A 13,369-nucleotide genomic window follows, 5' to 3' on the forward strand; every position below is an offset into this window, starting at 1 on the left:
GGGGTCGATATGTACGCTTTAACCCACGGTCGGATTTATACCGGCCATGAAATTCTGGATGACCATGCGATTGTTATCGCCAATGGCCTGATTGAACGTGTTTGCCCGCTGGCGGAACTGCCGCCGGAGATAGAACAGCGCTCACTCAATGGAGCAGTAATCTCCCCCGGTTTCATCGACGTACAGCTTAACGGCTGCGGCGGTGTGCAGTTCAATGACACCGCCGAGGCGGTGACGGTTGAAACGCTGGAAATCATGCAGAAAGCTAACGAGAAATCAGGCTGCACCAGCTATCTGCCGACGCTCATCACCAGCAGTGATGACCTGATGAAACAGGGTATCCGCGTGATGCGCGAATACCTGGCCAAACACCCGAACCAGGCGCTGGGTCTGCATCTGGAAGGGCCATGGCTGAACATAGTGAAAAAAGGCACGCATAACCCGGATTACGTGCGCAAGCCGGATGCTGAACTGGTCGACTACATGTGTGCCAATGCTGATGTGATCGCTAAAGTGACGCTGGCGCCTGAAATGACCGGTACTGAGGTCATCAGCAAACTGGCTGCCGCCGGGATTGTGGTTTCAGCAGGCCACTCAAACGCCACACTGAAAGAAGCCAAAGCGGGCTTCCGTGCCGGCATTATCTTTGCGACCCACCTTTACAACGCCATGCCGTATATTACCGGCCGTGAACCGGGTCTGGTCGGGGCGATTCTCGACGAACCAGACGTCTACTGCGGCATTATCGCTGATGGCATGCACGTTGATTACACCAACATTCGCAACGCCAAACGGCTGAAAGGTGACAAGCTCTGCCTGGTCACCGATGCCACCGCGCCAGCAGGTGCAAATATTGAGCAGTTCATTTTTGCTGGTAAAACAATATACTACCGCAATGGACTGTGTGTGGATGAAAACGGTACGCTGAGTGGCTCCTCTTTGACCATGATTGAAGGGGTGCGTAACCTGGTGGAGCATTGTGGGATTGCGCTTGATGAAGTCCTGCGTATGGCCACCCTTTATCCGGCTCGCGCCATCGGCGTGGATAAACAGCTCGGCGGAATTGCACCAGGTATGGTTGCAAACCTGACGGCATTCACACACGATTATAAAATTATTAAGACCATCGTTAATGGTAACGAGGTCGTCACTGAGTAAGTAAAAGTATGACACCAGGCGGACAAGCTCAAATCGGTAATGTCGATCTCGTTAAACAACTTAACAGTGCGGCGGTTTATCGCCTGATTGACCAACATGGTCCAATCTCGCGGATCCAGATAGCCGAACAAAGCCAGCTTGCTCCCGCCAGCGTGACAAAAATTACCCGCCAGCTTATTGAGCGCGGTTTGATCAAAGAAGTCGATCAGCAGGCCTCCACCGGGGGCCGCCGCGCCATCTCCATCATTACCGAAACCCGCAACTTTCAGGCCATTGGCGTCCGGCTTGGTCGTCATGACACCACGCTCACGCTGTACGATTTGAGCAGCAAAGCCATTGCGGAAGAGCACTACCCACTGCCCGAGCGCACCCAGGAGACGCTGGAACACGCGCTGCTGAATACTATCGCGCACTTTATTGAAAGCTGTCAGCGCAAGATCCGCGAACTGATCGCCATCTCCGTCATTCTGCCGGGCCTGGTCGACCCGGAAAGCGGTGTGATCCGATACATGCCGCATATTCAGGTTGAGAACTGGGCGCTGGTCGACGCGCTGGAAAAACGCTTTAAGGTGACCTGCTTTGTCGGCCACGATATTCGATCTTTAGCGCTGGCTGAGCACTACTTTGGTGCGAGTCAGGACTGTGAAGACTCTATTCTGGTGCGCGTACACCGCGGTACGGGCGCAGGCATTATCTCCAATGGCCGTATTTTTATTGGTCGTAACGGTAACGTTGGCGAGATCGGCCACATCCAGGTTGAACCGCTCGGCGAACGCTGCCACTGCGGCAACTTCGGCTGCCTTGAAACCATCGCCGCCAACACGGCCATCGAGCAGCGCGTTCGCCACCTGCTTGAGCAGGGTTATCAAAGCCGCGTCACGCTGGACGAATGCAAGATAGGCACCATCTGCAAAGCCGCCAATAAAGGCGACGCGCTGGCCTGTGAGGTGATCGAGCAGGTAGGTCGCCATCTGGGGAAAACCATCGCCATCGCCATTAACCTGTTTAACCCGCAGAAAGTGGTGATCGCCGGAGAGATTGTTGAAGCGGAAAAGGTGCTGCTGCCCGCCATCGAAGGCTGTATCAACACCCAGGCGCTGAAAGCATTCCGACAGAACCTCCCGGTGGTTCGTTCGAAGCTTGACCATCGCTCGGCGATTGGCGCGTTTGCGCTGGTCAAGCGCGCCATGCTCAACGGGATCCTGCTCCAGCATTTGCTGGAATCCTGATCGGACCTTATAGTAACGCCTTCTTTTTTTGATGTCGGAATGTCCATGACCATTAAGAATGTAATTTGTGATATCGACGGCGTGCTGATGCACGACAACGTTGCCGTGCCGGGTGCTGCGGAGTTTCTTCACCGCATCATCGACAAAGGAATGCCATTGGTTCTACTCACGAACTACCCTTCCCAAACCGGTCAGGATCTGGCGAACCGCTTTGCCACCGCAGGCGTCGACGTGCCGGACAGCGTGTTTTATACCTCCGCAATGGCAACGGCGGATTTCCTGAAGCGTCAGGAAGGGAAAAAAGCCTACGTGGTCGGTGAAGGCGCGCTGATCCACGAGCTGTATAAAGCAGGCTTTACCATTACCGATGTGAACCCGGACTTTGTGATCGTGGGTGAAACGCGCTCCTTTAACTGGGAGATGATGCATAAAGCAGCCTACTTTGTCGCCAATGGTGCGCGTTTTATTGCCACCAACCCGGATACGCACGGCCGTGGTTTCTATCCGGCCTGCGGCGCGCTGTGCGCCGGTATTGAAAAAATCTCGGGCCGTAAGCCTTTTGTTGTCGGCAAACCGAGCCCGTGGATCATCCGCGCCGCGCTGAATACGATGCAGGCACACTCAGAAGAAACCGTCATTGTTGGCGACAACCTGCGCACCGATATTCTGGCTGGCTTCCAGGCAGGGCTTGAAACCATCCTGGTACTTTCTGGCGTCTCGCAGCTTGATGACATCGATACGATGCCCTTCCGACCTAGCTGGATTTACCCCTCTGTCGACGAAATCGACGTTATTTGATTCTGAACCACGTCCCAGGGCGTGGTTTTTCATTTTAAGCTTATATAAACAAAACACCATCTAACAAAAAACCATTTTCATTGCATAATCATCAATAAAAGGATGCGTGACGTACTCTTTTTTCACTATTCCGCAATCACTATTGCACTATTTCCGTTTTGGCCCGTAAAACCCTTGCGCCCCTCCCCCCTTTTGCGGCATTTTCATAAGCAAGCAACATCACAATGCAATAGAGTTAACGGAGAAGGTTATGTGTTCAATTTTTGGCGTACTGGATATTAAAACTGACGCGGGCGAACTGCGTAAAAAAGCACTCGAATTGTCCCGCCTGATGCGCCATCGCGGACCGGACTGGTCAGGCGTTTACGCCAGTGACAAAGCGATTCTGGCTCACGAACGTCTGTCTATTGTTGACGTCAACGCCGGTGCACAGCCGCTGTATAACGAGAAAAAAACGCACGCGCTGGCTGTCAACGGTGAAATTTATAACCATCAGGCGCTGCGCGCCGAGTACGGCGACCGCTACGCCTTCCAGACCGGCTCTGACTGTGAAGTGATCCTGGCGCTGTATCAGGAGAAAGGTCCCGAGTTTCTCGACGACCTGCAGGGCATGTTTGCCTTCGCCCTGTACGACAGCGAAAAAGACGCTTACCTGATTGGCCGTGACCATATCGGTATTATCCCGCTGTACATGGGGCACGATGAACACGGCAACTTCTACGTTGCTTCAGAGATGAAAGCGCTGGTACCGGTCTGCCGCACCATCAAAGAGTTCCCGGCGGGCAGCTATCTGTGGAGTAAAGACGGTGAAATCCGTTCGTACTACCAGCGCGACTGGTTTGACTATGACGCGGTGAAAGACAACGTGACGGATAAAGCCGAGCTGCGTCAGGCGCTGGAAGATTCCGTGAAAAGCCACCTGATGTCAGACGTGCCTTACGGCGTACTGCTCTCCGGCGGTCTGGACTCCTCCGTGATCTCCGCGATCACCAAGAAATTCGCGGCTCGTCGCGTAGAAGATCAGGAGCGCTCCGAGGCCTGGTGGCCGCAGCTGCACTCCTTTGCCGTGGGCCTGGAAGGGGCACCGGATCTGAAAGCCGCGCAGGAAGTGGCAAACCACCTCGGCACCGTGCACCATGAAATTCACTTCACCGTGCAGGAAGGCCTGGATGCGATCCGCGATGTGATCTATCACATTGAAACCTATGACGTGACCACCATTCGCGCCTCCACGCCGATGTACCTGATGTCGCGTAAGATCAAGGCGATGGGCATCAAGATGGTGCTCTCCGGCGAAGGTTCTGACGAAGTGTTTGGCGGCTACCTGTACTTCCACAAAGCGCCAAACGCCAAAGAGCTGCATGAAGAGACCGTGCGTAAGCTGCAGGCGCTGCATATGTTCGACTGTGCGCGTGCCAACAAAGCGATGTCAGCCTGGGGCGTGGAAGCGCGCGTGCCGTTCCTGGATAAGAAATTCCTCGACGTGGCGATGCGCATCAACCCGCAGGATAAAATGTGCGGCAACGGCAAAATGGAAAAACATATCCTGCGTGAATGTTTTGAATCTTACCTGCCAGCGAGCGTGGCATGGCGTCAGAAAGAGCAGTTCTCTGATGGCGTTGGCTACAGCTGGATCGACACCCTGAAAGAGGTGGCGGCGAAGCAGATTTCTGACCAGCAGCTGGAAACCGCAAGCTTCCGCTTCCCGTACAACACGCCGGGCTCGAAAGAAGCGTACCTCTACCGTGAGATCTTTGAAGAACTGTTCCCGGTGCCGAGCGCTGCCGAGTGTGTTCCTGGCGGTCCGTCAGTGGCCTGTTCATCCGCAAAAGCCATTGAATGGGATGAATCTTTCAAGGCGATGAACGATCCATCGGGGCGTGCGGTAGGCGTTCACCAGTCCGCCTACAAATAATCACAACGATTTCAAACAGGCCCCTCAGGGGCCTGTTTTTTTTGCCTCACATTTCACCACCAAAAACCGATTAATAACCAATAATTGCCGAATATTCGGCCACGCTGTTCGCAACCTAACCAAACAGTCACATTCCGGCTATTTTCGTTGAAAAAGGTGTTGACGCTGCAAGGGTCTATACGCATAATGCGCCCCGCAACGCCGATAAGGTAACGCGAAAAAAAGATGGCTACGTAGCTCAGTTGGTTAGAGCACATCACTCATAATGATGGGGTCACAGGTTCGAATCCCGTCGTAGCCACCATCTTTTTGCGGGAGTGGCGAAATTGGTAGACGCACCAGATTTAGGTTCTGGCGCCGCAAGGTGTGCGAGTTCAAGTCTCGCCTCCCGCACCATTCCCGGGTAAGCGTTGCACGGATGGGGTATCGCCAAGCGGTAAGGCACCGGTTTTTGATACCGGCATTCCCTGGTTCGAATCCAGGTACCCCAGCCATATTTCTTCGATTTTGCGGTTCTCCGCGGTATTGGGGTATCGCCAAGCGGTAAGGCACCGGTTTTTGATACCGGCATTCCCTGGTTCGAATCCAGGTACCCCAGCCATCGAAGACTGCAGTACTGGCTACGTAGCTCAGTTGGTTAGAGCACATCACTCATAATGATGGGGTCACAGGTTCGAATCCCGTCGTAGCCACCAAATTAAGATTATCGATTTGTTTCGGTAATAAAAAATTGTTGGGGTATCGCCAAGCGGTAAGGCACCGGATTCTGATTCCGGCATTCCGAGGTTCGAATCCTCGTACCCCAGCCAATTTAAAAGTCGTTAAGCAGTCTGTTTAACGCAATTGGGGTGTCGCCAAGCGGTAAGGCTCTGGTTTCTGATACCAGCATTCCGGGGTTCGAATCCCTGCACCCCAGCCACTTAAAACAAACAAGCCCGCTCTGCGGGCTTTTTTGTTTTTGTTGCTCAGAATAGTGCGGCCTGATGCCCTCACCCTACCCCTCTCCCACGGGAGAGGGAATTAAGATTAGAGTCCGAGGGCGTATTTCAGCGCCTGACGCTTCAGCCCACCGGCACGCTCTGCCGCCATTAAGCCAATGTTACGCAGAATGCGCACCGGGGCCAGGTCATTGCTGAAACCGGCATAGAACAGATCCATCCCTGACTGCATGATGAAGTTATCCGCCATACGGCGCGTCTGGTATCGCTTCAGTACCTGATGGCTGGCCCAGGCTTCCGCGTGAGCGCGTGCGTTGCCCAGCACGTCCAGTAACGCATCGACGTCACGGTATCCAAGGTTGACTCCCTGCCCCGCCAGAGGGTGGATGGTGTGTGCCGCATCGCCCACCAGCGCCAGCCCTTCTCGGGCATACTGTAAAGCATGACGGCGCGTGAGCGGGAATGCACCTGCGGTGACTGGCGTCACGTTGCCAAGGCGGCTCGGGAAGTGAAGCAGGATCTCGCGCTGCAGCTGCTCCATCGACAGCCCCTGCAGCTGGCGAATGCGCGCCGGTTTGTCGTACCACACCAGCGAAGCCCAGTTATCAAACAGCGGCAAGAATGCATGCGGGCCGTTCGGCGTAAAGTGCTGCCAGGTGCTTTCACCCGGCGCATTCTCACACTGAACGGTGATTAACATGCAGGATTGCTGATATTGCCAGGCATGAACCCCAATACCCGCCATCTCCCTGACCTGCGAGTTAGCGCCATCGGCCCCGACGACCAGCTTCACGGCCAGTTCATCGCCGCTGTCGAGCGTCAGCAAATAGCCGCTTTCATGAGGATGCAGTGCCTTAAGTGACGCAGGCATACGCAGCGTCACCTTCGGATGTGCCTCCAGCGCCTGCCAGAGCGCCAGTTGGAGCACGTTGTTTTCCACCATATAGCCCAGGCGCGGCAGCTTCAGCTCGGCGGCGTCAAACGACACGTGGGCATTTTCCCACTCCCAGGTTTCAAGACGGCTATAGGGGTGTGCGCGCATCGCCTGCACCGCCTCCCAGACGCCCAGGCCGCGCAGCAGATCGACGGACGCCGCGCTGATGGCGGAAATGCGCACGTCCGGTTTGCTGGCGGGATCGAATGCCGGGGGAGCCGCCTGTTCAATAACGGTTACATCAAATCCCTGCTGCGCCAGCCCCAGCGCCAGCGCGCCGCCGACCATACCGCCGCCGACAACGGCAACTTCGGTGTGTTGGAGTGTCATGGTCAATTTTCCTTATTGGAGAATCCCTTAAGTTTACCGGATTTTTGCGGTCCTGAGACACACAACCTTCATACTGGTCACAACCCCACCAAAGCATTACAATACGCGGCTTGCAATCCTGAGCTGAGCAAGTCGATGACTAAAAAACTCCATATAAAAACCTGGGGCTGTCAGATGAACGAATACGATTCATCCAAGATGGCCGATCTGCTGGATACCACCCACGGATACCAGCTGACTGAAAATGCGAAAGAAGCCGATGTGCTGCTGCTGAACACCTGTTCAATTCGTGAAAAAGCACAGGAAAAAGTCTTTCATGTGTTAGGCCGCTGGAAGCTTCTTAAACGGAAAAATCCGGACCTGATCATTGGCGTCGGTGGCTGCGTCGCGTCGCAGGAAGGTAAGCTGATCCGCCAGAGAGCCCCGTATGTGGATATCGTCTTTGGTCCTCAGACCCTGCACCGCCTGCCGGAGATGATCAATCAGGTTCGCGGTAACCGTAGCCCGGTCGTTGACGTCAGCTTCCCGGAGATCGAGAAATTTGACCGTCTGCCAGAGCCGCGCGCCGATGGCCCGACCGCCTTCGTCTCGATCATGGAAGGCTGCAACAAATACTGTACCTACTGCGTGGTGCCTTACACCCGCGGTGAAGAGGTCAGCCGCCCGGCGGACGACATTCTGTTTGAAATTGCCCAGCTTGCCGCGCAGGGCGTTCGCGAAGTGAACCTGCTGGGCCAGAACGTTAACGCCTGGCGCGGCGAGAACTACGACGGCACCACCGGCAGCTTTGCCGAACTGCTGCGCCTGGTAGCCGCGATTGACGGCATCGACCGTATTCGTTTTACCACCAGCCATCCGATGGAGTTTACCGACGACATCATTGACGTCTATCGCGATACGCCAGAGCTGGTGAGCTTCCTGCACCTGCCTATTCAGTGCGGCTCTGACCGCGTGCTGAACCTGATGGGCCGTCCGCATACGGTGCTGGAGTACAAATCCACCATCCGCAAGCTGCGCGAAGCGCGCCCGGATATCCAGATTAGCTCTGACTTTATCGTCGGCTTCCCAGGCGAAACCGCTGATGACTTCGAGCGCACTATGAAGCTCATCGGTGAAGTGAACTTTGACGTCAGCTACAGCTTCATCTTCTCAGCGCGTCCTGGCACGCCTGCGGCCGACATGGTTGACGACGTGCCGGAAGAAGAGAAAAAGCAGCGTCTGTATATTCTTCAGGAACGCATCAACCAGCAGGCCAACGCCTGGAGCCGCCGCATGCTCGGAACCGTCCAGCGCATTCTGGTGGAAGGCACCTCCCGCAAGAGCATCATGGAGCTGTCCGGTCGTACCGAGAACAACCGCGTGGTGAACTTCGAAGGCACCCCGGACATGATCGGTAAGTTTGTGGACGTCGAAATTGTCGAAGTGCTGACCAACTCGCTGCGCGCGAAGGTGGTACGCACCGAGGACGAAATGGGCCTGCGTATTGCCGAGTCACCGGAATCCGTTATTTCTCGTACCCGCAAAGAAAACGATTCTGGCGTTGGGATTTACCAGCCTTGATCCTTCAGGCCTGCCTCTTCGGCAGGCCTTGTATTTCCTCTCATCACCCCCAATATCTACCGCAACGCTTGCGCCTTTATTCTGTGGCGTGAATAATTTCGGTAATGACCGTTCTATTGCGCCGTGTGGCAGCGGGTCAGTTAACCAATTAAAGAGGAACAGTTTGAACATAGATACGCGTGAAATTAGCCTTGAGCCCGCAGACAACGCTCGCCTGCTGAGCCTGTGCGGGCCGTTTGATGACAACATCAAACAACTGGAGCGACGTCTGGGTATCGAAATCAATCGTCGCGATAACCATTTCAAACTCACCGGACGCCCTATCTGCGTCAACGCGGCAGCAGATATTCTACGCAGCCTGTATGTCGATACCGCCCCGATGCGCGGCGAAATTCAGGATATCGAGCCGGAACAGATCCACCTCGCCATTAAAGAGGCGCGCGTGCTTGAGCAGAGCGCGGAAAGCGTGCCGGACTACGGCAAGGCGATCAATATCAAGACCAAGCGTGGCGTCATCAAGCCGCGTACGCCGAACCAGGCGCAGTACATCGCCAACATTCTTGACCACGACATCACCTTCGGCGTGGGTCCCGCGGGTACAGGTAAAACCTATCTGGCGGTTGCCGCTGCGGTGGATGCGCTGGAGCGTCAGGAGATCCGTCGTATCCTGCTGACCCGTCCTGCCGTTGAAGCGGGTGAAAAACTCGGCTTCCTGCCGGGCGATTTGAGTCAGAAAGTGGACCCCTATTTGCGCCCGCTGTACGACGCGCTGTTTGAAATGCTCGGCTTCGAGAAAGTGGAGAAGCTGATCGAACGTAACGTGATCGAAGTGGCCCCGCTCGCCTACATGCGCGGCCGTACGCTCAACGATGCGTTCATCATTCTCGATGAGAGCCAGAACACCACCATCGAACAGATGAAAATGTTCCTGACGCGTATCGGCTTCAACTCGAAAGCGGTGATCACCGGTGACGTCACCCAGATCGACCTGCCGCGCAGCACTAAATCAGGCCTGCGCCACGCCATTGAGGTGCTGTCAGAGGTAGACGAAATTAGCTTTAACTTCTTCCACAGTGAAGACGTCGTTCGCCACCCGGTGGTCGCGCGCATCGTTAACGCCTATGAAGCCTGGGAAGAGGCGGATCAAAAACGCAGGGCCGAACAGGCCGCGGAACGTAAGCGCGAAGCGCAGGAGCAAGAACAGAAATGAGTCAGGTGATCCTCGATTTACAGCTGGCATGTGAAGACAATTCCGGCATGCCAGAAGAGGCACAGTTTCAGAAATGGCTGGATGCGGTAATCCCCCAGTTTCAGGAAGAATCAGAAGTCACGATTCGCCTGGTGGATGAAGCGGAAAGCCATGAGCTTAACCTGACCTACCGCGGGAAAGATAAGCCAACCAACGTGCTCTCTTTCCCGTTCGAAGCGCCGCCGGGTATTGAGATGCCGCTGCTGGGCGATCTGATCATCTGCCGTCAGGTGGTTGAGCAGGAAGCCAAAGAGCAGCAGAAACCGCTGGAAGCGCACTGGGCGCATATGGTGGTACATGGCAGCCTGCACCTGCTGGGCTACGACCACATTGAAGATGACGAAGCGGAAGAGATGGAGTCCCTTGAGACAGAGATAATGCTTGCTCTGGGCTATGAGGATCCGTACATTGCCGAGAAAGAATAGTCAGTTACTGACTACCATGCCGCCGCGCAGGGACATAGCGCGGCGGTTAACGTTGAACTAACAAGAGAACCCTTAACAAACGCCATGAGCGACGACAATTCACACAGTAGCGACACGACAACCAGTAAAAAGGGATTTTTCTCCCTCATTCTGAACCAGCTTTTCCACGGCGAGCCGAAAAACCGTGATGAACTGCTGGAGCTGATTCGTGATTCCGGGCAGAACGACCTTATCGACGAAGATACGCGCGAAATGCTCGAAGGGGTCATGGACATTGCCGACCAGCGCGTCCGCGACATCATGATCCCCCGCTCGCAGATGATCACCCTGAAACGTAACCAGACGCTGGACGAGTGCCTCGATGTGATCATCGAATCCGCCCACTCGCGTTTCCCGGTCATCAGCGAAGATAAAGATCACATCGAAGGGATTTTGATGGCCAAAGATCTGCTGCCGTTTATGCGCAGCGATGCCGAAGCCTTCAGCATGGAAAAAGTGTTACGCCAGGCCGTGGTCGTGCCGGAAAGTAAACGTGTGGATCGAATGCTGAAAGAGTTTCGCTCTCAGCGTTACCACATGGCGATTGTTATTGATGAATTCGGCGGTGTCTCAGGTCTTGTCACGATCGAAGATATTCTTGAGCTGATCGTGGGCGAAATCGAAGACGAGTACGACGAAGAAGAAGATATCGACTTCCGTCAGCTTAGCCGCCACACCTGGACCGTGCGCGCGCTGGCCTCGATTGAAGATTTCAACGACGCCTTCGGTACCCACTTCAGCGATGAAGAGGTCGATACCATTGGCGGGCTGGTGATGCAGGCCTTTGGCCATCTTCCGGCGCGCGGTGAGACCGTTGACATCGACGTTTACCAGTTCAAAGTGGCAATGGCCGACAGCCGACGTATTATACAGGTTCACGTCAGAACGCCGGACGATTCACCGGTGCCAAAACTGGAAGATTAATGTAAATGGCATTTGCCCCATTGCTTGAACGCCAGCGCGTCCGTTTGCTGCTGGCGCTGTTACTCGGAGCCAGCGGTACGCTGGCTTTTTCTCCTTACGATATCTGGCCCGCGGCCATTCTCTCCCTGATGGGGCTTCAGGGGTTAACCCTGAATCGTCGTCCGGTACAGGCCGCTGCGATCGGCTACTTCTGGGGGCTGGGGCTATTTGGCTCCGGCATTAACTGGGTCTACGTCAGCATCGCACAGTTTGGCGGGATGCCGGGGCCGGTTAACGTCTTCCTGGTCGTCCTGCTCGCCGCCTATCTCTCGCTCTATACCGGTCTGTTCGCCGGGATTCTCTCTCGCCTGTGGCCTAAAACCACCTGGCTGCGTGTCGCCATTGCCGCGCCAGTGGTCTGGCAGATTACCGAGTTCCTCCGCGGCTGGGTGCTGACCGGCTTCCCGTGGCTGCAGTTCGGCTACAGCCAGATTGACGGCCCGCTGAAAGGTCTGGCACCGGTAATGGGCGTTGAAGCCATTAACTTTCTGCTGATGGTGGTAAGCGGCCTGCTGGTACTGGCGCTGGTCACGCGCGGCTGGAAGCCGCTGGCTGTGGCGCTGGTGCTGTTCGCTCTGCCCTTCCCGCTGCGCTATATCCAGTGGTTCACGCCCGAGCCCGAGCGCGCCATGCAGGTTTCCATGGTGCAGGGGGATATCCCGCAGTCCATGAAGTGGGACGAAAAAGAGTTGCTGAACACGCTGAAGATCTACGCCAACGCCACCGAAGAGGTGATGGGCAAATCACAGCTGATTATCTGGCCAGAATCCGCTATTCCCGATCTGGAAATTAACCAGCAGCCGTTCCTCAACATGATGAACGATCTGCTGGTGGCGCGCGGCAGCACCCTGATTACCGGCATTGTTGATGCGCGCCTGAATCAGCAGAACCGCTACGACACCTACAACACCATTATTACGCTCGGCAAAGACAGCGAATACAGCTACCACTCCACCGACCGGTACAACAAGAACCACCTCGTGCCGTTCGGTGAATTTGTGCCGCTGGAGTCTATTTTGCGTCCACTGGCACCGTTCTTTGACCTGCCGATGTCCTCCTTCAGCCGCGGTCCGTACGTTCAGCCCCAGCTTCACGCGCACGGTCTGGCCCTGACGGCCGCCATCTGCTACGAAATCATCCTCGGCGAGCAGGTGCGCGATAACTTCCGCCCGGACACCGACTATCTGCTGACCATCTCCAACGATGCGTGGTTCGGTAAATCGATTGGCCCGTGGCAGCACTTCCAGATGGCACGCATGCGTTCTCTGGAGCTGGCGCGTCCGCTGCTGCGTAGCACCAATAACGGCATCACCGCCGTGATTGGCCCGCAGGGCGAAATCCAGGCCATGATCCCGCAGTTCACCCGTGAAGTGCTGACAACCAAAGTCACGCCAACCACGGGCCTGACGCCGTACGCCCGCACCGGCAACTGGCCGCTGTGGATCCTGACCGCGCTGTTCGGCTTTGGCGCCGTGCTGATGAGCCTGCGTCAGCGTCATAAATAATCTTGCCTTCTGATGCCGGGTGGCGGCTGCGCCTTACCCGGCAATTTCCTCCCAATCTTCAATTCTGGCACGCCTGTTGCTTTATTTATTCACGTAAACGCTGTCTGGCTTAACGTGCAACCTTGTCGCACCAGTGTAGATCGTCGCTAGCACCGAAACGGTGCAACGGGAGATTATTGCCTCTGAATGGTGCGGCGCGCTTCGCAAAAATAAACAATAACGCAGCAAAATCTTTACATTAAGCCAGACTAAATGTTAACAAGCTTGCATAACACTGCACTCGCATTGCGCGAGATATAACAACATCACAATGGGTATCTATGCGT

At 55.4% G+C, this 13,369-nt stretch carries 10 protein-coding genes and 7 tRNA genes; 16 read left to right on the forward strand and 1 reads right to left on the reverse strand.

Annotated elements, in window-relative coordinates; translation table 11 throughout:
- Positions 1-9 precede the first annotated feature (9 nt).
- The 11 genes from nagA (at position 10) to ACTJI7_RS05940 (ending at position 6,019) form a co-directional block, all read left to right on the forward strand.
- Positions 10-1,158: an N-acetylglucosamine-6-phosphate deacetylase gene (gene nagA, locus ACTJI7_RS05890; RefSeq protein ID WP_440669854.1), complete on the forward strand. Its 1,149-nt coding sequence runs from the start codon at positions 10-12 to the stop codon at positions 1,156-1,158.
- Between the two features lie 8 nt (positions 1,159-1,166).
- Complete coding sequence (gene nagC / locus ACTJI7_RS05895) at positions 1,167-2,387, forward strand: DNA-binding transcriptional regulator NagC (RefSeq protein ID WP_048961127.1); 1,221 nt, start codon at positions 1,167-1,169, stop codon at positions 2,385-2,387.
- A 45-nt stretch (positions 2,388-2,432) separates the two neighbouring features.
- Complete coding sequence (gene nagD / locus ACTJI7_RS05900) at positions 2,433-3,185, forward strand: ribonucleotide monophosphatase NagD (protein ID WP_028012353.1); 753 nt, start codon at positions 2,433-2,435, stop codon at positions 3,183-3,185.
- A gap of 250 nt (positions 3,186-3,435) precedes the next feature.
- Positions 3,436-5,100 (forward strand): asparagine synthase B, encoded by a 1,665-nt coding sequence (gene asnB / locus ACTJI7_RS05905; RefSeq protein WP_041910781.1) that lies wholly within the window; start codon positions 3,436-3,438, stop codon positions 5,098-5,100.
- 227 nt (positions 5,101-5,327) lie between these two features.
- Positions 5,328-5,404, forward strand: a tRNA-Met gene (locus ACTJI7_RS05910).
- Positions 5,405-5,411: 7 nt separating this feature from the next.
- Positions 5,412-5,496 (forward strand) — tRNA-Leu (locus tag ACTJI7_RS05915).
- A gap of 23 nt (positions 5,497-5,519) precedes the next feature.
- Positions 5,520-5,594: transfer RNA gene (locus tag ACTJI7_RS05920), tRNA-Gln, on the forward strand.
- A 32-nt stretch (positions 5,595-5,626) separates the two neighbouring features.
- Positions 5,627-5,701 (forward strand) — tRNA-Gln (locus ACTJI7_RS05925).
- A gap of 17 nt (positions 5,702-5,718) precedes the next feature.
- Positions 5,719-5,795 (forward strand) — tRNA-Met (locus ACTJI7_RS05930).
- Positions 5,796-5,834: 39 nt separating this feature from the next.
- Positions 5,835-5,909 (forward strand) — tRNA-Gln (locus ACTJI7_RS05935).
- A gap of 35 nt (positions 5,910-5,944) precedes the next feature.
- A tRNA-Gln gene (locus tag ACTJI7_RS05940) sits at positions 5,945-6,019 on the forward strand.
- A gap of 107 nt (positions 6,020-6,126) precedes the next feature.
- On the opposite strand, the gene ubiF is transcribed toward ACTJI7_RS05940, so the two are convergent.
- Positions 6,127-7,302, reverse strand: a complete 1,176-nt coding sequence (ubiF, locus tag ACTJI7_RS05945) for a 3-demethoxyubiquinol 3-hydroxylase (RefSeq protein WP_047363671.1) — start codon at positions 7,300-7,302, stop codon at positions 6,127-6,129.
- A 135-nt stretch (positions 7,303-7,437) separates the two neighbouring features.
- Here ubiF and miaB point away from each other — a divergent pair, with 135 nt between their 5' ends.
- The 5 genes from miaB to lnt all read left to right on the forward strand — a co-directional run bounded on the left by miaB (position 7,438) and on the right by lnt (position 13,043).
- Positions 7,438-8,862, forward strand: coding sequence for a tRNA (N6-isopentenyl adenosine(37)-C2)-methylthiotransferase MiaB (miaB, locus tag ACTJI7_RS05950; RefSeq protein ID WP_028012350.1), 1,425 nt, complete (start codon positions 7,438-7,440; stop codon positions 8,860-8,862).
- Between the two features lie 163 nt (positions 8,863-9,025).
- Complete coding sequence (locus ACTJI7_RS05955; RefSeq protein ID WP_028012349.1) at positions 9,026-10,072, forward strand: PhoH family protein; 1,047 nt, start codon at positions 9,026-9,028, stop codon at positions 10,070-10,072.
- Complete coding sequence (gene ybeY / locus ACTJI7_RS05960) at positions 10,069-10,536, forward strand: rRNA maturation RNase YbeY (RefSeq protein ID WP_003858677.1); 468 nt, start codon at positions 10,069-10,071, stop codon at positions 10,534-10,536. The genes ACTJI7_RS05955 and ybeY overlap by 4 nt, the downstream gene beginning before the upstream one ends.
- Positions 10,537-10,620: 84 nt before the next feature.
- Positions 10,621-11,499, forward strand: coding sequence for a CNNM family magnesium/cobalt transport protein CorC (gene corC, locus ACTJI7_RS05965; protein WP_440669858.1), 879 nt, complete (start codon positions 10,621-10,623; stop codon positions 11,497-11,499).
- A 5-nt stretch (positions 11,500-11,504) separates the two neighbouring features.
- Positions 11,505-13,043 (forward strand): apolipoprotein N-acyltransferase, encoded by a 1,539-nt coding sequence (gene lnt / locus ACTJI7_RS05970; RefSeq protein WP_063154708.1) that lies wholly within the window; start codon positions 11,505-11,507, stop codon positions 13,041-13,043.
- Positions 13,044-13,369 lie beyond the last annotated feature (326 nt).

Source organism: Enterobacter sp. 22499, from assembly GCF_052044815.1.
In the GTDB taxonomy this organism is placed as follows: domain Bacteria; phylum Pseudomonadota; class Gammaproteobacteria; order Enterobacterales; family Enterobacteriaceae; genus Enterobacter; species Enterobacter bugandensis.

Bases quoted from the DNA above. Each gene is read 5' to 3' on its own strand.
- corC (WP_440669858.1), top strand. From the start codon at position 10,621: ATGAGCGACGACAATTCACACAGTAGCGACACGACAACCAGTAAAAAG.
- miaB (WP_028012350.1), top strand. From the start codon at position 7,438: ATGACTAAAAAACTCCATATAAAAACCTGGGGCTGTCAGATGAACGAA.
- nagA (WP_440669854.1), top strand. From the start codon at position 10: ATGTACGCTTTAACCCACGGTCGGATTTATACCGGCCATGAAATTCTG.
- ybeY (WP_003858677.1), top strand. From the start codon at position 10,069: ATGAGTCAGGTGATCCTCGATTTACAGCTGGCATGTGAAGACAATTCC.
- lnt (WP_063154708.1), top strand. From the start codon at position 11,505: ATGGCATTTGCCCCATTGCTTGAACGCCAGCGCGTCCGTTTGCTGCTG.
- ubiF (WP_047363671.1), bottom strand. From the start codon at position 7,302: ATGACACTCCAACACACCGAAGTTGCCGTTGTCGGCGGCGGTATGGTC.
- asnB (WP_041910781.1), top strand. From the start codon at position 3,436: ATGTGTTCAATTTTTGGCGTACTGGATATTAAAACTGACGCGGGCGAA.
- nagD (WP_028012353.1), top strand. From the start codon at position 2,433: ATGACCATTAAGAATGTAATTTGTGATATCGACGGCGTGCTGATGCAC.
- nagC (WP_048961127.1), top strand. From the start codon at position 1,167: ATGACACCAGGCGGACAAGCTCAAATCGGTAATGTCGATCTCGTTAAA.